Origin of the sequence: Sphingosinicella sp. CPCC 101087 (assembly GCF_004151485.1) — a bacterium.
GTDB lineage: Bacteria > Pseudomonadota > Alphaproteobacteria > Sphingomonadales > Sphingomonadaceae > Allosphingosinicella.
This window is the reverse complement of sequence record NZ_SBFF01000010.1, coordinates 197526-220263: the sequence shown is the minus strand read 5'-3', so window position 1 is coordinate 220263 and position 22738 is coordinate 197526. Positions and strand designations below refer to the sequence as shown.

Below are 22738 nucleotides of genomic sequence, written 5' to 3'. Positions count from 1 at the left end.
TTCAGTCACCCCCGTCGCAATCGCCATCGCCATCGACGTCGCATTCCCAAAGGATGCTGTCTCCACCGCTCGTCACCGGCTCCTCCACCAGCGGCTCGGCGGAGAAGCTGGTATCGACCAGGTCCTGTCGGAACGTCCGGGGAGGATTCAGCGTGAACTTGCCGCCGAGCGGCCCTTCGACGATGTCCGAGCTGCCGGGGATGCCGAGGACCGGCTCGGGCTCAACGGCCGGGCAGACGCCGGTATTGATCACACAGCGGTTGAACTCGGATTCGTCCGTAAAGCCGACCGGGCCGCCGCGCCCATCATAAATCACGTCCGCGAAGAACTGATCGTTGGTGACATAGGTGCCGTCCGGATTGAGCCGTCGGCCGAAGGCAAAGACGTCCAGAGGCGATGTGCCGATGGGCACGATAGCGAGGGTGCTGCCGACGGTGATGCCGGCAAAGTCGGCGCCGCCGCTGTTCTGGACGAACAGGGTCCGGGTGACGCGCAAGGTGACGTCTGCCGCTTCGATATAGCCGCGCGGCGCCAAGGGGCCGTCATTGGCCAGCAGCGCCTCGTTGCGCCCGGCAAAATTCGGATCTGCCTGCAGCCGGTCAAGCAGCGACTGACTCGCCGCCCAGATGTTCGGCGAGGTCATGGTCAGCGTCCCACCCGGCATTCCGTTGGCGTCGCGCACGCGGATACTGCCGGTCGGCGTGACGATCTGAATGCGCTCGCCGGCCGTCAGAGCGATGCCGCCCTCGGTGCGAACACCCTCGAGCAGCAGCGCGCCTTCGACCTGGGCAACGCCGTCCGTCTGGATCTCAAGGCGCCCGATCCGCTCTCCGCTCAAGGTGAGATCGCGAATCAGGAGATCGGGATCGCCGCCGGGGCTGGAATTGGCGAGTTGCTTCCCGATCCGCAGCGTGGCGGCGGTAATCGTGCCCGCCTCGTCGGCCGTGAGGCTATAGCCCGTGCCGTCGGCCGATCCGCCGATCACGGTCGGCTGCCCATTGTCGAGGACGGTCAATGCGACGAGCTGGGTCCGGTCGCTGCCGAGCGAGCCGTCCCCGGTCACCGCAATGTCGGCCGAGGTGATCGCGATCGTGTCGGCATCGACGGCGCCGGTGAATGCGGCCGTGCCCTGGGCGGCGATCTCGACGCCGGATGCGGTGATCCGGTTGAGCGTCGTATCGCCGGCGGCCGTCGCCTCGAGCGTTTCGCCGGCATTCAGCGCGGACGCGCTGGTGATGGATCCGCCAGCAGCAAGGGTGATGTCGGCGACCGCCGTGGCGCTGTCGAGACGCAGATCGCGGCCGGCCTCGGCCGTGATCGACTCCCCGCTGTTCGCGGAGTCGATCGCGACCGCGCCGCCGGCGTTGACGGCGATTGCGCCGCCGGCGGTCAAACGGCCTGACGTGAACCCGGCAAAGGTCGGATCCGGATCGGTCGTGCTGATCGTGATCGAACCGCCCGCATCGGCGCTACCGAAGACGATCCCGCTCGATTCGTTCAGTGCCCTTATACTGCCCTGGGCGTCGATCGCGCCGACGTCGATACCGCCCCTGCCGTCATTGATCGTGAAGCCCAGAGGCGAGGTCGGACTCATGAACAGCTCGACATCGCCGCCGCTGGACATCGAGCCGACCCGGATCGAGTCGGTCGAACCGACATAGAGGAGGCCGGGGCCCGACACGACCAGGCCGTCGGCCACAACCGCGCCATAAGCGCCGACAGTGAGAAGCGCGCCAGCCGTCGCCGTGCCGAGGCTGATGTTGCGGGGAATCGAAGGATCGCCATTTCCCACGAAGGTCTGGATGTCCATGAGACGTCCGGAATCGAGCGTGTCCGCAGCGATGCTCGTCACGGCGTACAGCTTCATGTCCCGGCCCGCGCTTCCGCGGTTCAGGCCGAGCGCGCCATCGAGGCTGTCGAGGAGAATGTCGTTCCCCGCCTCGACCTCCCCCAGCGCAATGTCGGCGGCCGCGGAGATCTCCAGATCCACTCCTGCGCTGAGCAGTCCGTCGCTCAGGACGCTGCCTCCTGTGGAAGTGAGCTGCATGAGGCCGGAAGCTTCGGCATCGTCGAGGCGAAGATCGCCGACGGAAGTAACGATGATGTCGCTGCCGACATTGGCCGTTATGGTGCCGCCGGTGAAGGCGCCGCCCGCGTTGGCGAGGAAGTCGTCGCCGGCATTGGCGGTGCCGACGTTGATATCGCCGGTCGCAGAGAGGTCGACATCGCCGCTCGCGTCGGCACTGCCGAGACTGATCGCCGCAGCATCGACCAGTATGTCGCCCTGCGCCGCCAGAGCACCGAGATTTGCCGTCTCGGCCGCACCGATGGTGATCAAGCCGCCGCTGTCGGCCGACGTCAGTATCACGGCCCCCGAGGAGTCGAGGCTGATATTGCCGTCGCTGCTGTAGGCGTTGCCGACGATGTCGCCGCCCGTGGTCGTGAGAACGAGGTCGCTGACGACCGAGACGTCGTTGAGGAGCATTTCGGCCGGCGTTTCGGCCGACAGAGTGTCGGCCGTCAGCGTACCGGAACTGAGCAGGGATCCGGCCGAGGAAGCGAGACTGATCGTGCCGGGCGCGGTGCCGGTGTCGAGCCGAAGGTCGCCGACCGCGCCGATGCTGATATTGCTCCCATCGGGCGCAGCGCTGTCGCCGTCCGGGCCGCGGCCGGTTGTGACGATGGTGCCGCCGGCGAACGCCCCGCCTGCACTCGCAATGAAGTCGTCGCCGGCCTGGGCCTGCCCCACCACGATGTTGCCGGGGGCGCCGAGGTCGATGTCCACGCCCGCGGTAACGCTGCCCAGACGAATCGCCGCGGCGTCCACGACGATGCCGCCGACAGCCGTCAACGTCCCGACGTCCGCCGTCCCGGCTCCGCGGATCGTGAGGAAGCCGCCGCTGTCGATGCCCGTCAGCGTGACGGTGCCCGACGAGTCGAGGCTGATATTGCCGTCGCTGCTGAAGCTGTTGCCGGCGATCTCGCCCCCTGCGGTCGCGAGATTGAGATCGCTGACGACCGAAACGTCGTTGAGAAGGATGTCGAGCGGCGCTTCGGCGATCAGCGTCTCGGCAGTCAGCGTACCGGAGCTCAGCAAGCTCCCCGTCGAAGAGACGAGACTGATCGTGCCGGGCGCGGATCCTGTGTCGAGCCGGACATCGCCCGCGGCTTCGATACGGATGTTGCTTCCGTCGGGCGGCGTGCCGCTGTCGCCGTCGGGGCCAAGGCCCGTCGTGACGACCGTGCCGCCGGTGAACGCACCGCCCGCATTGGCGACGAAGTCATCGCCGGCCTGCGCCTGACCGACAAGGATGTCGCCTTGAGCCTCGAGCGATACATCCTGACCGGCAGTGGCTTCGACCAACGAGATGGTGCCGGCGGTGACGAACAGGCTGCCGCCCGCGCTCACCCTTCCGACGTCTACGACGGGCGCCGTCAGCACGGCGGCCCCGCCCGTGGCCTCGATCAGACTCCCGGCCGATCCCGAGATCGCCGTTCCGGAATCCATCACGACCGACGCGCCGGACACGGTGGCGGCATCGGCCGTGGGCGCGTCATGATCGAGCGCGATCGCGCCGTCGGTGATCACGAAGACGCCGCCTTCCGCCTCAAGCCCCCCGCTACCGGCAGCCGTGAAGATCACATCTCCCGCGACCGTGATGCTGACGTCTCCCGAAGCGGCGACCGGCCCTGCGTCACTGGAAAATTCGAAGGCCGGGCCGCCCCCGGCGGGCGCGCCGGTCGAGCTGGCAGACAGGTCGGTGAAGGCCAGCCCGCCACTGGCGGAGCCAACGTCCTCGACGATGATCCTTCCGGCTCTATCGCTCGCGCCGGCCGTGCCGCTTGCCCCGGCGCCGCCGGCCACGAGCACGGTCGCGCCGAGCGAAGCGCTGCCGGAAGCGCCATTGCCGTCGGTCACCGACAGGCGCACGATTCCGCCGGTGCCGCTTCCGTCCGCGCCGACGCCGCCGGGCAGGGTGGCACTGTCGCCGGCAGCCCCGCCGCTTCCGCCAAACCCGCCCGCGTCGGCATTGGTGGAGGTCGCCGTCACCGAGCCGCCGACGACCTGTACCGTGGAAGTTCCGGCAAATCCGTCGCCGCCCGCTCCGCCGTCCCCGGCCGGGCCGGTGCCGAAGGAGTCACCACCGTCGCCGCCCGAACCGCCCCTGCCCGAGGAGATGAGGTCAAGACTACTGGGGCCTGTCATCAACAGGGTTCCACCAGTCGTGCCGACCAGCGCGGTTCCGCCCCGCCCGGTGCCACCTTCGCCGCCTTGGCCTGCGGCATTTCCGGCAGAGCTGCCGAACCCGCCTTCGGCGCCAGCGCCACCCGTGCCGCTGGCATCTAGACGCACGGATTCGACGGTGAGAGCGCCGTCCGCCCCGACTCGAACGGCCGCTTGACCGCCCACGCCTTCACCACCATCGCCGCCGGGGCCGAGATTGCCGGCATCGTCCGGAAAGGCGCGACCGCCGATTCCGCCGATGCCGGCCGCCGAAATGTCGAGAAGCTGGGCGACGAGTTCGCCGCCGTCCGACGAAAGGTCGGCACTGCCGCCTGCACCGCTTCCGCCCGCGCCTCCGAAGCCCCCGCTGCCGCCTTGCCCTGCCGCATCGAGCGTGGCCGTCCCGGCCAACCGGATCTCGCCTCCGCTGCTGGAAGTCACCACGACCGAGCCGCCGAGGCCCGATCCGCCGACGACCGGGATGTAATATGCCGTATCGTAGTAGCCGCCAAAGGATCCGCCGGAACCCAGGGCGGCAATTTCCGTGTCGCCCGATATCACGACCGAGCCGTCGCCGGAGGCTTCGAGGGACGCGTTGCCGCCCGTCCCGTCACCGATGCTCCCGCCTGAATAGCCGCCGTCGCCGCCGATTCCCTCGGCCCTGACCGAAAGATCGCCGCTGACGACCACCGAACCTTGATTCAGGGCCTGAACGGCCGCGCTGCCCCCGAATCCGTCGCCCGCATCGACCGAATAATAGCCGGCCGCGCCGGTGCCGTTGGCCAGCACGGCCAAGTCGCCGCTCACCTGGATGCTGGCATTGTCGGCGAAGACCCGAGCCGTGCCACCGGTGCCGTCGCCAGGCGGCGCGTCGTCGGAGCCGCTCGAGCCCGAGGCGTCCACGGCGAGGTTTCCGGTCACGTTCAAGGTGCCGCCGCTCTCGGCGTAAGCGAGCGCCTCGCCGCCCGTCACGTCAACCAGGCCCGAAGCTCCAGAGGAGCGGGCGGCCGAGACCAGCGCGTTGCCGGCAACGGAGACCGTTTCCCCGTTTGCCGCAAACAGGCGGGCGCGTTGCGCGCCGAACAGGCTGACGTCCTGCTGAAAGACGAGCGAGGCGGTGGCGCCGGAGGCGGACATTTCAGTCGAAGCATAACCGAACAGGTCCGACGTGACCGTGCCGCCGTCGATCGCGAAGCTGGCGTCCTGCGCCGGGGCCGTCGCGGTGTCGACGGAATCGCCGAAGACGCCCCCATGGCCTGCGGAGAGGATGATCGCGCCATTTTCCACCGTAACGTCGGTGGCGGCGTCGAATCCCACCTGGCCGCTCAAGAGAGCGGTAATCGTCTGGTTCTTGGGAAGCGCGACCATGTAGATGCGGTGATTGTCGGCACCGCCGGCACTGGCCGGGCCGCCGGTGGATCCGGTGTGGACGATCGGATTGGGATTGTCGCTCCCCGTCGAGACGACGATATCGAACAGCCCCTGATTGACGGTGAACTCGACTTCCTCCCCGGCGATGAAGGCGGTCGAGCCGTTCGTCCGGACGCTCCCGCCATGGATCACGCGCGGCGCGACGAGGGCGACGTAGCTGCCCTCCGGAGAAGCGACGATCCGCGATCCCGCCTGGGTGACCACCGCGGCGTTCGGCTGCGCAGCACCTCCGTCGAATTCGAAGCCGCCGCTGAGCGTGACGAAGGTGCCCTCTTCGTCAATGACGTTGAGCGTCGTGAGAACAAGGTTACCGACGTCGAACAAGGCCGTTCCGCCGACGATGATCCCTCCGGGGCTGGAAAAAAGGATCGTGCCGCCCGGCGAAACATTCCCAAGGCCGTCGCTGATTCGCCCCAGGACGGTGCCATCGAACCGGCTCGGAGCGGTCGAGGCGATCCGGTTCAGAACGACGAAGTCGGCATTGCTGGCGCCGTTCTGGAAGGTGGCCACGTTCGCTTCGGGCAGGAAGAGGTATTCCCCGGACCCCGATGGCGGCAGGTCCCACTGAACGATGGCCGAATCACTCTCTACTGTGATGGTTTCAACCCCCGGCGTCGCCCGGTCGTAGCTCACGCTGCCTGCGACCGTGGAGGGGCTACCCTGAAAAGCCTGTGCCGCGGCGCGCTCGGGCGCGGTGACGAGGACCATCGACGAGCCAAAGGCGCAGCCGAGGAGGAGCAGACGGCGCCTGGCACGGAGATGCCCGTAGCGGGCGGGCAGTGGGTCGGCCGTCATCTCGAGCTCCATGGCCAAAGGCGGGTCGTCACCGACACGAGCAGGCGCGGGTCGCGGTCGGGCTGGAAGAGGGTACGATCGAGCGGCACGGCGAGGAGCAGCTCCAGCCGAAGGCGGTTGCCCCAAGCCGCGCGCAGGCCGCCGCCGACCGAGGTCAGCTCCTGCCGATCGAAAGCGAACAGCCGATCCTCGTTCCACACCCAGCTCTGATCGGCGAACAGGAAGGGTTCGAACGCGAAGGCATCCGGACCGCGTGGGAAGAGGCTGCCGTAGCGCAGCTCGGCCTGCAGACCCAATCCGCTGTCGCCGAGGATCGTACCGGGATCGTAGCCACGCCCGATCGTGAAGTTTCCTGCGGCGAACTCTTCGAAACTGAACAACGGCCGCTCGCTATACTGGCCGCGCGCGCCGATCCCGATCGTGAAGCGGGGATCGGGCCGGTACTCGCCGTTGAGCGTGCCGCGAAGAACGGTAGCGGTAGGATCGCCCTCGAGCCTGGCGGGCGGAACGACTCCGGGGACGAGGCAGGCAGCGAGCGCCGGGCCGCACGGCGCGCTGGCACCGAGTATGTCGAGGCCCTGCCGGAGTTCGGCCGATGCGCCGAGGCGCCAGACCGGTGCGCCCGTCCGGTAACGGGGGTCCTGCGAAAGACCGACGGCGTCATAATCGAGCCTGGCAAAGGCGACGCGCAGGCGATCGCGGCTCAAGTCGAGACCGTTGAACTCGACGTCCTGATCGACGAGATCGAGACCCAAGGCGCCGCGCAAGGTCCGGTCCTGCCTTCGAACGAAGGGATAGCTCGCCTCCAGCGTCGCAAAGAGCGTCCGGGACTCGACGTCGACGGCGTCGTCATCAAGCTCGGGATTGGCCCAGGCGAACGTGATCTGCCCCCCGATGGCCAAACCCTGGCTGCCGAGGCGGAAATCATGGGCGATCTGAACCGTCTGCTGCTCGTGAAAATCCGGCGTGCTGAAGAGCGCGACGACCGTGCGGTCGCCCAGGCCGGTGAGGCCGAAGAACTGACCGCGCAGCAATCCGCCCCAGCGGCCAAGCTCGGTCGACCCGAAATTCTGGATGGAGAAGTCTGCCAGCACAGGCGTGTGGCGCACCAGGACCTCGCCTATCACCTCTCCCCGGGCGCCGCCTGCGGAGCGCAGCGACAGCCGGACATCATAGCCGGGCAGATCCCCGACCAGCAGCAAGGCGCGCTCGGCATCGTGGCGATTGAACACCTCGCGTTCGGTCAACGGTTCCAGATAGCCGGCAATCAGTCGCTCGGCCCGGCCGGCATCCCCCCGCACGCGCAGACCGACGAGCCGGGCCATCAGCACTTCGAAGCGGACCGTCCCATCGGCGATCCTCTGCTCAGGCACCTCCACCGCAGCGACATAGCCCGAGTCACGCAGAATGGTGGCGGCCCGGTCGCGAATTTCGCAGATGATGGAGACCGGATGCTCCTGCCCGACGAAAGGCGCGAACGCCGGTCGAAGCGCTTCCGCCGGCAATCCGCGCAGGCTGTCGAACTGGACATCGTTCAGCGTGAAGCGAACATCGCGATATTCGGGCCTGTCGAGCGCACAGGGCGCGCGTTCGACCCCACCTTCGACGGTGAGGCGCGGCGATGCCGGCTCGCGCCGATCGGGGAGCGGTCGCTCCACCTCCTCCCGGGTCGGCGGGGTGGCAGACGGCGGCACGACCTGCGCCTCGGCCGCGCCGCAAAAGAGGATCGCGCCTCCCGCGGCAGCAAGTTTCCAGTGATGGAGGAAGGAGCGACCGCGCCACGAGTCGGCGGGCGATCGACGAGCAGAACCCCAGAAGCCGTGACTCGCCCGGGCCGCCAGGACCATCGTACACCCCCCTTGCACCTGAGAAGAAGTGCATAGCAACCTTAGCCCCGGCAGCAAACATAAGGAAGGGCGACTGTTGGAGTTCAACCCCGCGCGCCGGCTCTCCCGGGCGGGACGATCCACCCCTGACAGATGTTAGCCTCTACGGGCGAGCCAGCCGAGGCCCGAGAAGCAGGTTTCGGTTCAGGCTGCGGACGTGTTGGAGGAAGGAGCGCGGACGCTTCATCAGCCTCTCCGCATTCTCGACGCGAAGGCCGACCGTGCGGGCCAGTTCGGCAACGAAATGGACGCAGTTGCGGCGGTTCAGATTGTAGGATGGCTGCGGCCGGTTCCGCCATTCCTCCACGACGGCCATGACCGCCCGATATTGCGCGTCGGTCAGCGCCAGCGTGAACTGACGATCGCTTCGAGCGATCTGTTGCGGGCCTTCGACGATTATCTCGCCGGCCACTGAACCAAGCAGGATGGCGGGCGTCACCGACTTCGCGGTGAACCCGTAGCTGGTGTCGACCCGCTCGCCGGTCGCATCGACCGTTCCGGTGAGACTGACGAACGCGTGGGGAAAATTGTTGCCGCCGAGCTCCCGCGAATAGAAGGCGATCTCGACCGCCGCGAAGGCCGGCACGGCCCATCCGAGGAGCAGAATCAGCGCAAGGCACAGGCGCACGACGGATCGGAACAATCCGATTTCCCCACCTTGGCGCCGAACGCATGCCCCTGCCGAAAATACGGCGCGCGGGGCGTCGAGGCGGATTTCATCGGGCGTGTCGAAAGTGTCGGCCATCGGGCTAGCGTCGGGCCGTTGCTTCAGGCGCATCCGCCGGGGCCGACAGGAACTCGGGGATCGGCAGGTCTCCCGCGGCCCTGGATCGCCTTATCGCCTCGATCTCGGTCCGAAACAGGTCGATCCTCCGGCGCCAGTTCGGATGGGTCGCGCTTCCGAGGAAATTCAGCCCTCGCTTTCCGAAACGGGTCCAGAAACGAACCGGCGCCTCGGGGTCGTAGCCTGCGCGGTCGAGCAGGTAGACACTCAGCCGGTCGGCCTCGATCTCGGTCTCGCGGATGAGCCGCGCATTCCGCCCGAAATTGCCGAAGAATCCCCGCTCGACATCGGCCGCGTCGAGCCTGGCCCGGTGGCTCAGGACGTTGTGAGCGAATTCGTGAGCGAGAACGGCCGCCAGTTCCTGCTCGTCCTGCGCATAATCGGCGATGGCCGTGGTGAGCTGGACATAGCGGCCATCGGCCAGGGCATTGAGCCGCCGCGACGGGATGACCTGGAACCGACTCGGGCAGCCCCTCTCCGCCTCCACGCGGACAGCAAGGCTCACCCCGCCCCTTTCAAACTCGACATCGGCAACCCCATCCGCAAACGCGGTTTCGATCGCGCCGAGAATATGCTCCATCCGCTCGAACGACCCGTCGGACGCGCTTTCGCCATCCGGAAGCGCCGCCCCGTCAAGCGAGACAAGCAAGTCGTCGGCTCGTAGGCCGGCGCGGTCGGCAGGACCGCCGGGCGGGACGGCGAGCACCGCCGGCCTGGCACCCAGGCCGAACGCCCGACTCGCGGCGTCCCGGTACTCACCTCCATACTGGGAGAGATCGTGGACGGCGAAGCCGGGGAGCCACCGACGATCGGCGCAAAGGTCGAGATTGGCGACGGCCAATCGATGCCCGATTCTCGCCACCTGCTCGTCCAAGACGCGCATCGCGACGAGCGAGTCCCCGCGCGGGTCGGCGACGGTGACAGCCGACACCGGCACCGCAAACATAAGCAGGGCCAAGAAGGCCACCTGACGAACAGAAGGAAGGGACAACAATTCACCTGCAAAAAGGAGGCGACGGCACGCACGATAAGCAAGTCTTAACGGTATGACGCCATGGAGAGCAAATCCACCCCGCATCCGCGGGTTTGTGGCAGTAAAGACACGGGATTTGCAAAAGCGCCACGGTGCGGCAAAGTCGCGCCCGGCGGCGAAAAATGGGGGTTGTCATCGGCAGAGCGCTGTGGCAGTTCACCTCAGCCAGCTCAAAGGGGAGTTCGAAATGAGTTTCAAGAAGGCATCTTTGGTGGCGATGCTCGCCGCGTCGATGGTCAGCACGCCGATTCTGGCGCAGACCGCCACTTCTGCCTCTTCATCGCCAGCTGTGGCCAGCTCGGCCCGTAGCGGCGCGGCCATGGACGACGCCAATGCGGTGCGCGGCGGTTTCCTGATTCCGCTGCTCGCGATTCTCGCGATCATCGCAGGTATCTACGTTGCAGTTGATGGCGGCGACGATCGTCCGGTCAGCCCGTAACAACGGAACCAGTTCAAGAGAATAGCGGCCTCAGGGCCGCTATTTTTTTGTCCGCGAAACGGGACGGCTCGGGCGGCGCTTCCGCAGGGAGCGTTGACAGCCCGAGCGCCCGCTTCGTAGCCACGACCTTTCGTGAAAGGTTGGAAGGCCTTCGATGAAGATACAGCTTGGAATTCTGTCCGGTGCGCTCGCGGCGCTCGCCGCCTGCCAGGCCGACCCGCCACCGCCCGATCCCGAGCGGAAATCCGCACGGCGGCCGCCCGAGCCTGCTTGCGAGCAAGCGCGGGCCGACCTGGAACGACGTGGACGCGACGGGACGTTCCTGTTCGAGGACAGTGGAGAGGCAATGACCGAGCGTGACGCCTGGATGCGCCTCAACGAGTCGAGGCGGGATGGACTGATCGGTCAACTCGCGGTGGTCGCGGCGTGCAGCGCCGAAACCCCGCAACACGAGGTCGAGATCACGATCCGTGACGAACGGGGGGTGGTGCTGACGTCCCAACGCGTTGAGCCTTCCACCGATTTCAGGGCGCGTTGAGCGGGTCGCCGCAGACGCCGCCTTGCCCGCAATTGTCCGCTCCTGTAGCGGCCACAGCTTCGAGACCAAAAGGGGCTGGAGAGTGAAGACAGGTTCGATAGCCGCATTGATCGCGCTCGGCTCGATGCTCGCCGGTTGCCAGCCGAGCGTGGAGGAATCCGTCGCCGACGAGCAGCAGAACGAGACTCGCCTGATGCAGGGTTGCAGCGAGGCCGGACGACTGCTGGGCCAGATGTCCGCCGCCGAGACGAGCTTTCGCTACGATAGTGAGGGGAACGTCCGGATCAGCCGTAGCCTGTGGTATTCCATTCCCGCGAGCATGCAGGACGGCCTGATCAAGGCCATTGCCTACCATGCGGTGTGCGAAGAGGGCGACCCCGCAGAGCAGGTCGTGACCGTACGCGCCAGCGAGAATTCGGAGATACTCGCCCAGCAGACCGTCACCGAATTCGATCGCTAGGAACAGTCAAATCGGATCAGGACAGGCCCCGCCCCTGCCTCCCCTTTGGCTTCAACTTGTGTGTGAAAGCGTCTATTGCAGCGCAGCATCTTTGACGTTTGAGGAAAAAGCTCGTACTAACAAGGTGATGGTGGCGCGGAGCGGCCACCAAAGCTTGCCAGGAATAAAAGGGGCTGAATGAGACCCACGGTCAACAAGCTGACGGCGCTGCCGCGAGCGCGGAAGCGGGCGGTGATCGTCGGGTTCGATACGGTGGCGATGTCGCTCGCGCTCTGGCTCGCCTTCTGCATCCGCTACGGCGAGCTCTACACGCCGGTAAACCGATGGGTCGTACCGCTCGCTGCCGCGGCCGTGGCCCTGGGCGTGGGCGCGCTCCTGCTCCTGGGAATCTACAAGGTCGTGGTCCGTTACATGGACGTCCACGCCGCACTCCGAATAGCGGTCGGAGCGGGCGCAGTGGCCGCGATCTGGTTCATCCTCGCTTACGTATCGAGGGTCGAAAACCTGCCTCGCTCGGTAGGCTTCATCTATTTCGGGATCGTCTTCCTCTTCATGTTCTTTGGACGCTTGGCCGCCGCGCGCCTGTTGAACGAGGAACATCACAGCCTACTTCGAACGCCTGGTACCGCCGACGGTCAGGTCAAGGAGACCCGCGTCGCGATCTACGGGGCCACTTCGGCAGGTTCCTCCCTCGCGGAAGCGCTGCGGAGGCATCCGGAGTACCGGCTCCGCTGCTTCGTTGACGATAATCCGGCGCTCGTCGGCCGGTTTATGGTGGGCGCGCCGATCCGCTCCCTGGAGCAGCTGCGTCAGGAGGTACAGTCGGGGGCTGTGGAGCAGGTCTTCCTCGCCATCCAGTCAGCCACGCGAAGCGACCGAATGGCGGCGCTTGCGTCTCTTTCAGGCCTCGGCGTGCCTGTGATGACGATCCCCTCCTATGAGGAGATCATGAGCGGCCGTTACACGATTTCCGACGTGCGGCCAATCAACGTCGAGGACCTGCTCAAGCGCGACATCGTTCCTCCGCTTCGCGAACTGATCGAGGAGGGCCTTCGCGGCAAGTCGATCCTGGTCACCGGCGCCGGCGGCTCGATCGGCTCGGAGATATGCCGGCAGGTCGTCCAGCATCGCCCGCGGCGACTGGTCCTGCTCGATCACAGCGAGTTCGCCTTGTTCAGCATCGAAACCGAGCTTCGCGCGCTATGCGACGGACAAGCGGATGGGCCGGCGCTGATCCCGATCATCGGAACGCTGCTGAACGAGCGGCTCGTTCGCGAAATACTTGCGGATCACGCGATCGACGCGGTCTTTCATGCTGCCGCCTACAAGCACGTCCCGCTGCTCGAGCTGAACGAAGTGGTCGGCGTGACGAACAATGTCGTCGGCACCCGCATACTTGCCGACGCCTGCGTTGATGCGCGCATTCCGCGCCTGACGATGATCTCGACGGACAAGGCCGTGCGCCCGACCAACGTGATGGGCCGCAGCAAGCGGGTAGCCGAATTGTACATCCAGGCGCTCGCCCGAGAGCCGGACGTGCCCACCCAGTTTGGAATCGTCCGATTCGGCAACGTGCTCGATTCCTCGGGCTCGGTGGTCCAGCGGTTCCGCAGCCAGATCAGCGAAGGCGGACCGGTGACCGTCACGCACGCGGACATCACCCGTTTCTTCATGTCGATCCCCGAAGCGACGCAGCTCGTCCTCCAAGCCAACAGCCTTGCGGCCAAGGGCGAGGTGTTCGTGCTCGACATGGGCGAGCCGGTTCGGATCGCCGACCTGGCGCGCACAATGATCGCCTTGTCCGGCATGACTGAGAAGACTCCCGAAGATCCCGACGGTGATATCGAGATCAGCTATGTCGGGCTGCGGCCAGGCGAGAAGCTGCACGAGGAACTCTTCGTCGGCGAGGTGATTACCGAGACCGTGCATCCGCAGATCAAGATGGCCGAGGAACGATCGATGCCGCTCGAGGAGCTGGTGCCTCACCTGCGCCGCCTCGACATGGCGCTCGAAGCTCATGATCCCCGCGCCGTTCGGACTTTGCTGAGTAAGATATTGGAGCTCGATTTTGCCGAACGTCGCGGCGAAAGCGAGACGCTGCCGGAGACCATTCCACCGTTGAATGCTTCAAGGAATTGAAACTCGTGACGCATAACGTAGAGATCGAAGAGGCGAAGGCCTGGCGACCAAGCCGCCCTCCCGCCCACTGGGCTGGCGGCCTTCCAAACGAGGGCAAGATCGTGGAGGTGAGCGACAGTACTGGTTTGCTTGGGAGCGTCATCCGCTTCTTCAAGAGATCTTTCGTCAGACTCGTCATTGGCCTAGGGATCTTCATCCTTGCCGCAATAGTCTACGACAATACGGTCAATTTCGGAAGCTGGACGGAGCGGCAGGAAAAGCCGAAGGATAAGTCTCGTGCGGCCAAGGCGATTCCGCTAACACCCGAATAGGCGACCGTCTCACTCCGCGAACGGAAGCCGGCACCTTACGAAGCCTGGTCTGCGTCCTTAGTGCGTAGCCCATTCGATATTCAGGATCGACCTTGTCAGACCCCGCCCATTACGTCACAAGCGACTATTATCAGCCCGGCCTCCTCGACACGGTTGCAAGCTTCGGCGTGGTCGTGCTCCTCGTCCTGTGCGCTTTCATCGCGGCGGTCGTCGGAGCGCGGTTCGTACTACGACGGTCGAGGCGGCTGAATCCGGCAACTCGCAAGGCCTTGCGGCTGGTCGGGGGACTGGCGAAGCCAGCAGCGCCGCTAGCGTTCCGCCGCCGTCGGCAAAGCCGGCTCGGCTCCCGTCGAAAGACCGAGGATCATTACAAGATGAAGCCCGCGCTGGCCGGGGTTGGGCCGGCGCCGACGGCGGCACCAACTAGCACCCGGTTCGATTCAACCTTGCCGCAGAAGGTCGAGCGGCCCGGTCCGAGGAAAAGGCCGGCACAGGAACTCTCCCCGCTGCCGGCGGAAGCCTGGCCCTTCTTTGCGGAGGACGAGATCCAAGCTGTAACGGACGTGCTGCGCTCTGGCCGGGTCAACCAGTGGACCGGTAGCAAAGTCATCGAGTTCGAACAGGCCTATACGAGGCTGCTGCGCAACGGCCGCGCCATCGCGCTCGCCAACGGCTCGGTGGCGCTCGAGCTCGCCTTGCGCGCGTTCCAGGTCGGGGCAGGCGACGAAGTGATCGTAACGCCGCGCAGCTTCGTGGCATCGGCCTTCTGCGTCCGGCTAGTCGGAGCTACTCCCGTCTTCGCCGAGGTCGACCGCGACAGCGGCAACATCACCGCAGAGACGATATCCGCGGCGATCACCTCGCGGACAAAGGCGATCATCCCCGTTCATCTGGGCGGTTGGCCGACAGACATGCCCGCGATCATGGCGCTGGCGCGCGAGCATGGCATCCGCGTGATCGAGGATTGCGCCCAGGCTCACGGAGCGGAGATTGACGGGCTGCCGGTCGGAAGCTTCGGCGATGCTGCCGCCTTCTCGTTCTGCCAGGACAAGATTATTTCGACAGGCGGCGAGGGTGGTCTCGTCACCTTCCGCGACGACGAAGCGTTCGAATGGGCGTGGTCCTTCAAGGATCATGGCAAGGATCGGGGCCGTGCTCTCGAAAACCCGAGCAAGCCGGGGTTCCGATGGCTCCACGACCGAGTCGGTACCAACTGGCGCATGACGGAGATCGCCGCCACGATCGGGCTGCGACAGCTCGAGAAGTTGCCGCAGTGGCAGGCCAGGCGGCAGCGAAACGCCGAAAGCTGGGCCGAGGCCCTGCGGTCCGTCGGAGGGCTGCGCGTGCCGCAGCCGGCGCGCAATATCACGCATGGTTACTATAAATTCTACGCCTATGTGGACGTCGCTTTATCGGAGAATGCGCGCCTGCGGGACGCCATTCTCGAGGCTGCGACGGCAGCTGGGCTGCGGGCCTTCTCAGGCTCCTGCTCCGAAGTCTATCGGGAAGCGGCCTTCGCCGACATTCCGGTGGAACCGCTGCCCGTGGCGAAGGAGCTCGGCGAAAGCAGCCTGATGTTCGAGGTTCATCCGACGCTCGACACGATGCGCCTGCGCGACCGGGCTGACGCCATCGCGCAGATCGCCCGAGACATTATTGGCTGATCCGATTGAATCGGCCAGAGTGGCTTACGCAGATGCGGCGTCATTGGCGCCGGTCTAGCAATTCCTTTCCCGCGTCGTGGTGCAGAAATCCCGAACCGCCTTTCCGCACGATCCTCTATCGCTCGCGGCGCCTGGAGCTGCGACGGGATGACCGACGTCGGCTCGACTCTTCAGTGTAGTCGGTCTCTGGCGCCGGGACCATGAGGCCCAGGCACAAGGCGCAGAAGGCGGCGATCGCGGCCGTCCTCACCGGATAGTCGACAAGCGAATGGAGCAAGACTGCGACGATTGCGATCGAACCGGCGCGGCCGAGCGCAGACTCAGTGGCCGACCAGCTGAGCTTCAGCCCTCGCACATACCAAAAGAGAAAGGTGGCCAGCAGCAGGAGCCCGGGAAGGCCCGTCTCGAGCACCCATTCGAGATAATCATTATGGGCGTGATTGGTGAACTCGTCCGGGCGGGCGTGAGGGTCCTCCTGTATCCGATACAGAGGCACGAAGCTGCCGAGGCCGCCGCCGACCGGCTGGAAGGCGACGGCGAGGCGGATGGTGTTGCCCCAGATCGCCTCGCGCGTGCTTTCCTCGACATTGCCCTGCGACAAGGCATCCCGAGTGACCACGCCCGAAGCGGCGACCGCCGCGATTCCGGCCGCGACGAGCAGGACTGACACCGCCACCCAGCTGCGCGGCACGTTGCCGGTCAGGTCCTTTCGCACCATCAGCGTGCAAAGACCCGTGACGATCGGAACCAGGGCTATTCCTGCCCTCGACCCAGTCATCATCACGCCGCCGGCAATGACAGCGAACAAGGTTGCGATGACGATGATTTTGGGGACCGCTTCCTCGCGGATGCGGCCGCCCTGGAGGAGCGGTGTGGCGAGCGCCGCGACGAACGGCAGGGTCATCAGCAGCAGGGTGGCTTGGTGGTTGCGGTTGGAAAAGAAACCGACGGTCTGACCCCAATTGGTCACCGCATAAAAATACAAGGGCGACTGCGGGCCGCCCACCTTCTGAATCAGGCCCACCAGTAGCGCTGCCATCGCAAAGGCGATGACGAGCGGAAGGAAGAGCTGGCGTGAGCGCGCCGACACCGGCGCGACTAAAGCCACGATCGCGGCGATGGGCAGAATGGAGACAAGCGCCCGGATCGTGTGGTCCGGCGTCAGCGAGATACCGAGCCACGGCGGCGGCACGCCGACAAGGGCGAAGCCTTGCACGACCGCCTCCCGGCCCGGCAGCGAAGTCCAGAGCCTGGGGGGCAGAGGGACGAGCTGCAGCGCCACGACCGCCACCCAGCCCAGAGCGAGCCACCACAGGCCGCTCCCTGGGCCTTTGAATACAGGCGTGCGGTCGGTGAACAGGAGAATGGCGAGAATCGCCGCGCCGAGGAGCTGGAGCGCAAGATTACCGAGGATCCCGGCGCTGCTCGCGCCACCGAATACGAGGCAGAGGATCAGATAGGTCGCGGCGACCAGCGGGCGGATCGCGGATCTCACAAGCCGGGCCGGACTGCGACACGAAGCGTCCGCGAAGCACCGCCGGTCCCAGTCAGCGCGAGCTGCTGGAAGGCGCAACCCGCTGGGACGGTGAAAGGCCGCTCGACTGGCGCGGGATCACCCGCAGGGAGGGGCGCCTCGACAAGGACGGCGCCGGACAGGCAGGAGATGCGCCAAGCCATCCGGCCGGAACCGAAGACCGTGAGGCGGTAGGGGCCGGGCGAAAGCACCAGCGTCTGCCGGGCCTGCTCGCCAGCCGACGCCTGCGCGATGAGCCCTTCGCTTGGATCGACCCGAACGTCACGCGCGAATCTCCAGCCGAACGGCGGCGAACCCGGAAGCCCGCGGAATTCGCCGTCATAGACAGCGCGGACATGAGGGAGCGCTTCGTCGGGAAGCGCCTGAACCCAGGCAATGTAGCCGTCGGCGCTGAGCTCGTCAGGATCGCCCTCGGGCCAATCCAGCAAGGTGGCAAGCTGCCGCTCCTCAGGCCGTCGTGCCGCCAACCGGACCAGGCGTTCGCGCAACTCAGCATTCGTCCGCAGCTTGCGCGCCAGGATAGCGCGGCCGCGCACGTCACCGAGCAGCATCAACACGCCATGCATGACGCTTTCGGACGTCGAAGCGCGCAGCCGGGTGTAGGCGAGGCCCTCGTCGATCGACTCGCTCCACCGGCCTTGTGAAAGGAGGAGCTGGAACAGCCGCCCTCGCGAATCGGCCTGGCGCGAATTGCGCCGCACCGCCTCAACGAGCAGCGCCGTGCCGCGCGCATCGTCGTCCTTTGCGAGCGCCGCTTCCGCTGCGGCCAGGATGGGCCAGTATGACACGGGGCTGCGGGCCAACGCTTCCGCGGCGGCCCCCTCCTGTCGTTCCGGCGCGGAGCGGCCGCGCAGCGCCTGGACCGCCAACGCGTCGCCCGACGGTGGCGGGAAGGCCAAGGCGAAGGAGGGCTGGGCCTGAGCGAACAGGGCGACCGCCGCATTGCGCAGCGCCAGCCAAACTAGCATGGCAAGAACGGCGAGCCAGCCCGTCCGCGCCAGCGGGGAGAGGAGCTTCCCCCGTCGCGAACTCACCCGCGACCGAGCTCCGCTTCCTCAGCAGGATTCGCGTCGCGCTCGGCGCGCTTGCCGATCAGGCCGGGGAGGATGAAGCGGGTCCGCGAGGCTTCGTCCTTGCCTCCCTGGCCGTATCCATAACCGTAGCCGTAACCGTAGCCATAACCTGCATTGCGCGCGTCGAACTTGGTCAGCACGCCGCCAACGATACGCGCTCCGGCGGCCCTAAGGCGAGCAACCGTATTCTGAGCCACCGACAACTTGATCTTTTCCGCCTCGAACACGATTAGCGTACGATCGCACACGGCCGAGAGCAGGGGCGCGTCGGCAAGGCCGAGGACCGGCGGACCGTCAAGGATGACGATGTCGAACATGCCCGAGAGCTTGCGCAGGATCTCGGCGAGCGACGGGTCAGACAGCAGGTCCGCGGGATTGGGCGGCACCTGCCCCGCCTCAAGCAATGAGAGGCCCGGAATACTGGTCGGCTTGATAACCTCGTCCATTGTCACGGCGTCGGTCAAAAGGCCCGAAAAGCCGCGATTCTCGACACCTTCGTCCATCGAGAAGGACGGATTGCGAAGGTCGGCGTCTAGTAGCAACGTGCTGTAGCCGAGCCGAGCGAAGTTCCGGGCGAGCGCCAACGAAGTCGTCGTCTTGCCCTCGGCCGGGCCCGAGCTCGTGACGAGGAGGGTCGAAGGCGCACCTTGGGCAGTCGCGAACTGGATCGCGCTTCGCAGCGACGCATATGCCTCCATCATCGGCGAGCGCGGATTGTCCAGCACTTCGCTGAGGCTTCCCGCCTTATCGCTCTTCGGGATGACCCCGAGCGGCGGGATTTCGAGCTTGATCTCGAGATCCTCTTGGCTCCTGATCGTGTAGGTGAGGAATTCGAGGGCGAAGGCAGTGGCCAAGCCGGCGAGGAGTCCGATCAGGGCGCCAATCACAGTGCTGCGGACTGGCTGCGGTTCCACTGGGGTGGTGGGCTGCTGTGCTTCGTCGACCACCGAAATGAGATTCTCACCGACGCCGCCGGCGATTCCAACCTCATTGTAGCGCTGGAGAAGCGCCGCATACATGGTGCGGCTGGTGTCCACCTCGCGCTGGAGGATGTTGTACTGAATGCTGCGCCCGCGAAGGTCCAAAACTTCGGCGCGCAGCTGGTTAACCTTCGCGACCACCTCATTCTCGCGCGCCTGTGCAGCGAGAAAGGCGCTGCGCAATGTGCCGATGACATTGGTGGATTCGCGCTCGATCGCGGCCTCAATCCCCTCGATCTGCGTGCTGAGGTCGACCATGACGGGATGCTCGGGGCGCATCAGGTTCGACTTAGTCTGATATTCGGTGCGCAGCGTGTTGAGCTGCTGCCTCAGCCCCTGCACGGTGCCATTGTTCAGCACTTCGGCGGTCGGGTCGCCCGACAGGGCCTGGCGATAGCGGGTCTCCGCCGTGGCCCGGGCGGCTTCAGCCGAGGCCAGTTCAGTGTTCGCGGCGATCAGCCGGGCGCCTTCGAGGCTGTCAGAGGCATTCTGTCCCTGGCCCCCTTCAGCACCGCGGACCGTGACAATGCCTTCTTGCTGCGCGTACATCGTGAGTTGTCGCTCAGCTTCCTCGAGGCGTTGGCGCACCTCGCCAATCCGTCTCAGCAGGAATTCACGCGCATATCGGCTAGCGCCGAAGCGACGCTCAAGCGTCGATTCTATGAAATTCTCGGCGAACGCGTTCGGCACGCGCGCGGCCATCGCCGGATCGGGATGAATGAAAGCAACTTGCACAAGCCGACTGCTCGGAACGGGTGTTACTGTAAAGCGGTCGACCAGCGTATTGGTCGCCTGCCGCAGCCGCATCCCCGGCGGCGATTCCTGATTCGCAAATCCCGGATCCTGTGCGAGGTTCATATCCCTTGCGACACGTTCGGCGAGAGCGCGGCTCCGCAGCAGGCCATAATTGGTTTCGAGCGACTGAACATCCGTCATTGGCGTCGCCGAAACGGTACCGCCGACGTCAACCATCTTCATTTGTTCGAGGCTGATCTCAAGCGTCGCCGACGCCCTGTATTGAGGCGTCGTCATCATGACCACCGCAATGGCGGACGCGATTCCTAGCAGCAACGACGCCAGAATGAGCCAGCGATACTTGATGAGGATGCGCCAAATGTCGGCGATCCCGAACGTCACGGCTTTCGGCGGTGCCGCGACAACGGTGCCGCCGACCATCGGGAAGCCAAGAGCATTGGTCGGTCCGGATGTGGCAGGCCTCAGTCCGGGCGAGTGCGGCATGGGAGTGTTCATGAGGAGACCTGCTGCTCTAGTAGATGAAAGGGCGGAAGAGCCCGATGACCGGCAGCGTCAGCAGGAAGTCCCGCATATACTCCCGAGTCTGATTGCCATCTACGATGATGATGTCCTGCGCGAAGATCTCCGGATCATCCGCCTGCGCCTCGCGAATGGCCGCGAGATCAAATGCCGCCACCATACGCTGGCCATTGATGGTGCGGAAGATCACGACACGACGCAAGTTTGAGTTGGCGTTCGTCCCGCCGGCGCGAGCGACCGCCTGCATCAAGGTCGTGCGGCCGCTGAGCGCATATTCGCCCGGATTGCCTACAGACCCGTCGACCACGACGCGCTGGCTGTTGCTTTCCTTGAGAGCGACGCTGACGTCGGGATTCACGTAATATCGTCCGGAAAGGCGCTGCCGGAGGTCCCCAGCCAGCTCGGTTGTCGTCATACCCTGCACGTCCACCAGGCCGAGCAGCGGCATCATGATCTGCCCCGCTGGATCGACCCGGAACTCTCCGGAGAATTCGGGCGCGCGATATACCGATACCTGCACGAGATCGCTCGGCCCCAGCCGATGATCGCGATTGGTCACGAACAGCTGATCGGGCTGGGCGAAGAATTGTGGGGTTGGAGGCGGAATGTCGGCCCGCTCATAGGTGCTGCAGCCCGCAAGAGAAAATGACGAGGCAAGGAGAACGATCGCGCCCCTCCTCGTAATGGCTTTCGATCGGCCAACCGAGCTCATCCGACTTCCATTCCTGACCAATTTCCAGATAGCATCGCGCGTCAAAGCCGCGAATTTTCCTGCCACGTCAACCATATATCCTCCGATTGGAATAGCAAGCAGCCGATAACCCGCTCGTCGCATTCCGCCGAAGGCTGCGGCCCCTCTAGGTAATTTCCCGCGCATAATCCAGCGCTTTGCCCGGTCCTGACGAGCCGAGTTAGCCTCTCGGCACGCCGCGATCGATTGCTCGGGCCGGATTTCCGACCAGCACTGCATGACTGGGCACGTCGGAAATCACCACCGCACCGGCGCCAATCATCGCCCAGCTGCCGATGGTCAAGCCGGGCAACACGATGGCGCCAAGGCCGATCATGGCCCCAGTGCACACTCGAACCCTACCGCCGAGCCGCGAGCCCGGTGCGAGGTGGACGAAGTCGTCGAGAAGCACGTCGTGCTCGACGAGGGCGAGACTATTGACGATCACGTGCCGTCCTAAGGTCGCTTCCGCCTGAACGACCGCACCTGCGCAGACGAGCGTGCCGCGCCCGCAAGTCGCGCTGGGGCTCACTTCCGCGGCGGCGTGCACGATCGGTGGAAAGCGATCCTCGCCGAGTGTGCCGACGATCCGCGCGCGCGCGCAATTGTCACCGACTGCGACGTGAAGGGAGCCGGGGGAGGCAAGCCCGTCGCGAATAGAGCCGGCGACCTCGACTCCGAGCAGACTACGTCCGCGAAGGGTTGGGTCATCGTCGTAGAGGGTCGACACCGTCCCTCCGGTCGAACGCCAAGCCTCGAGAACGATTTTGCTATGGCCTCCGGCCCCGAGGATCCGCAAGGTCATTCGCTCATCTCCGCAGCATCGCCGCCTCGCCGGCGGGGAGCGAATTCCGGCATGGTAGCGCTACCCTCGGCGCTAATTCCGCGCCGCATCCCCACCTGCAGCGCCGTCAGTAGCAGGATCTTCATGTCCAAGAGGAAGGACAGGTGATCGACGTACCACAAATCCAGGGCGAACTTCGCCTCCCAGGCAATCGCGTTGCGCCCGTTGACCTGCGCCCAGCCGGTCAGTCCGGGGCGCACGTCGTGCCGCCGCATTTGATCGGGCGTGTAATGCTCGAGATAGTGAAGCAGCAAAGGCCGCGGACCGACCAGACTCATCTCTCCGCGCAGGACATTCCAAAGCTCCGGCAACTCGTCGAGGCTCGTCGACCGCAGGAGCTTCCCGAACGAAGTCAGACGCTCCGAATCACTGAGCCGGTCGTCCGACGCGGATGGCTGCGGACGCATTGTCCTGAATTTGACGAGCCGAAAGGGTCTGCCGTTTAAGCCCGGCCTGACCTGAATGAAGAATACTGGCCGCCCTGTGTTCAGCCATAGTAGGACGGCCACCGCTGCTATGACTGGCGACAGCAGCAGCAGAGCAGCCGCCGCCACCGTGACGTCGAACGGTCGCTTCAGATATCTCCACATGATCGCC

At 65.6% G+C, this 22738-nt stretch carries 16 protein-coding genes; 6 read left to right on the top strand and 10 right to left on the bottom strand.

Annotated features, from left to right (window positions below; genetic code table 11):
• Position 1: 1 nt before the first annotated feature.
• From EKM57_RS16775 to EKM57_RS16760, 4 genes are all read right to left on the bottom strand, one after another.
• A complete protein-coding gene (locus EKM57_RS16775; RefSeq protein ID WP_165357511.1) occupies positions 2-6451 on the bottom strand; it encodes a hypothetical protein in 6450 nt (2149 codons plus the stop codon).
• Complete coding sequence (locus tag EKM57_RS16770; RefSeq protein ID WP_129793666.1) at positions 6448-8298, bottom strand: ShlB/FhaC/HecB family hemolysin secretion/activation protein; 1851 nt, start codon at positions 8296-8298, stop codon at positions 6448-6450. Before EKM57_RS16770 ends, EKM57_RS16775 begins: the two co-directional genes overlap by 4 nt.
• 142 nt (positions 8299-8440) lie before the next feature.
• Positions 8441-8980 (bottom strand): hypothetical protein, encoded by a 540-nt coding sequence (locus EKM57_RS16765; RefSeq protein WP_129793665.1) that lies wholly within the window; start codon positions 8978-8980, stop codon positions 8441-8443.
• 106 nt (positions 8981-9086) lie between these two features.
• Positions 9087-10079: a M48 family metallopeptidase gene (locus tag EKM57_RS16760; protein WP_165357510.1), complete on the bottom strand. Its 993-nt coding sequence runs from the start codon at positions 10077-10079 to the stop codon at positions 9087-9089.
• A 262-nt stretch (positions 10080-10341) separates the two neighbouring features.
• Between EKM57_RS16760 and EKM57_RS16755 the strand changes: the two genes are divergently transcribed.
• The 6 genes from EKM57_RS16755 (at position 10342) to EKM57_RS16730 (ending at position 15705) form a co-directional block, all read left to right on the top strand.
• Positions 10342-10593: a hypothetical protein gene (locus tag EKM57_RS16755; RefSeq protein ID WP_129793663.1), complete on the top strand. Its 252-nt coding sequence runs from the start codon at positions 10342-10344 to the stop codon at positions 10591-10593.
• Between the two features lie 154 nt (positions 10594-10747).
• The gene (locus tag EKM57_RS16750) at positions 10748-11131 is read left to right on the top strand and encodes a hypothetical protein (RefSeq protein ID WP_129793662.1); all 384 of its coding nucleotides are present in this window, start codon (positions 10748-10750) and stop codon (positions 11129-11131) included.
• Between the two features lie 82 nt (positions 11132-11213).
• Positions 11214-11591: a hypothetical protein gene (locus EKM57_RS16745; protein WP_129793661.1), complete on the top strand. Its 378-nt coding sequence runs from the start codon at positions 11214-11216 to the stop codon at positions 11589-11591.
• A gap of 177 nt (positions 11592-11768) precedes the next feature.
• Positions 11769-13730, top strand: a complete 1962-nt coding sequence (locus EKM57_RS16740; RefSeq protein ID WP_129793660.1) for a nucleoside-diphosphate sugar epimerase/dehydratase — start codon at positions 11769-11771, stop codon at positions 13728-13730.
• A complete protein-coding gene (locus EKM57_RS16735; protein ID WP_206185475.1) occupies positions 13727-14041 on the top strand; it encodes a hypothetical protein in 315 nt (104 codons plus the stop codon). Before EKM57_RS16740 ends, EKM57_RS16735 begins: the two co-directional genes overlap by 4 nt.
• 92 nt (positions 14042-14133) lie before the next feature.
• Entirely contained in the window at positions 14134-15705 is a 1572-nt protein-coding gene (locus tag EKM57_RS16730) for a DegT/DnrJ/EryC1/StrS aminotransferase family protein (RefSeq protein ID WP_206185474.1), read from the top strand.
• A gap of 115 nt (positions 15706-15820) precedes the next feature.
• On the opposite strand, the gene EKM57_RS16725 is transcribed toward EKM57_RS16730, so the two are convergent.
• From EKM57_RS16725 to EKM57_RS16700, 6 genes are all read right to left on the bottom strand, one after another.
• Complete coding sequence (locus tag EKM57_RS16725; RefSeq protein WP_129793658.1) at positions 15821-17200, bottom strand: O-antigen ligase; 1380 nt, start codon at positions 17198-17200, stop codon at positions 15821-15823.
• Positions 17197-18207 carry a hypothetical protein gene (locus EKM57_RS16720; RefSeq protein WP_129793657.1) on the bottom strand — a complete coding sequence of 337 codons (1011 nt, stop codon included), beginning with the start codon at positions 18205-18207 and terminating at the stop codon, positions 17197-17199. Before EKM57_RS16720 ends, EKM57_RS16725 begins: the two co-directional genes overlap by 4 nt.
• A gap of 62 nt (positions 18208-18269) precedes the next feature.
• Complete coding sequence (locus EKM57_RS16715) at positions 18270-20543, bottom strand: polysaccharide biosynthesis tyrosine autokinase (protein WP_129793656.1); 2274 nt, start codon at positions 20541-20543, stop codon at positions 18270-18272.
• A 16-nt stretch (positions 20544-20559) separates the two neighbouring features.
• Entirely contained in the window at positions 20560-21537 is a 978-nt protein-coding gene (locus EKM57_RS16710; protein ID WP_129793655.1) for a polysaccharide biosynthesis/export family protein, read from the bottom strand.
• A complete protein-coding gene (locus EKM57_RS16705) occupies positions 21479-22102 on the bottom strand; it encodes an acetyltransferase (protein ID WP_129793654.1) in 624 nt (207 codons plus the stop codon). The genes EKM57_RS16710 and EKM57_RS16705 overlap by 59 nt, the downstream gene beginning before the upstream one ends.
• The gene (locus EKM57_RS16700) at positions 22099-22731 is read right to left on the bottom strand and encodes a sugar transferase (RefSeq protein ID WP_129793653.1); all 633 of its coding nucleotides are present in this window, start codon (positions 22729-22731) and stop codon (positions 22099-22101) included. Before EKM57_RS16700 ends, EKM57_RS16705 begins: the two co-directional genes overlap by 4 nt.
• Positions 22732-22738 lie beyond the last annotated feature (7 nt).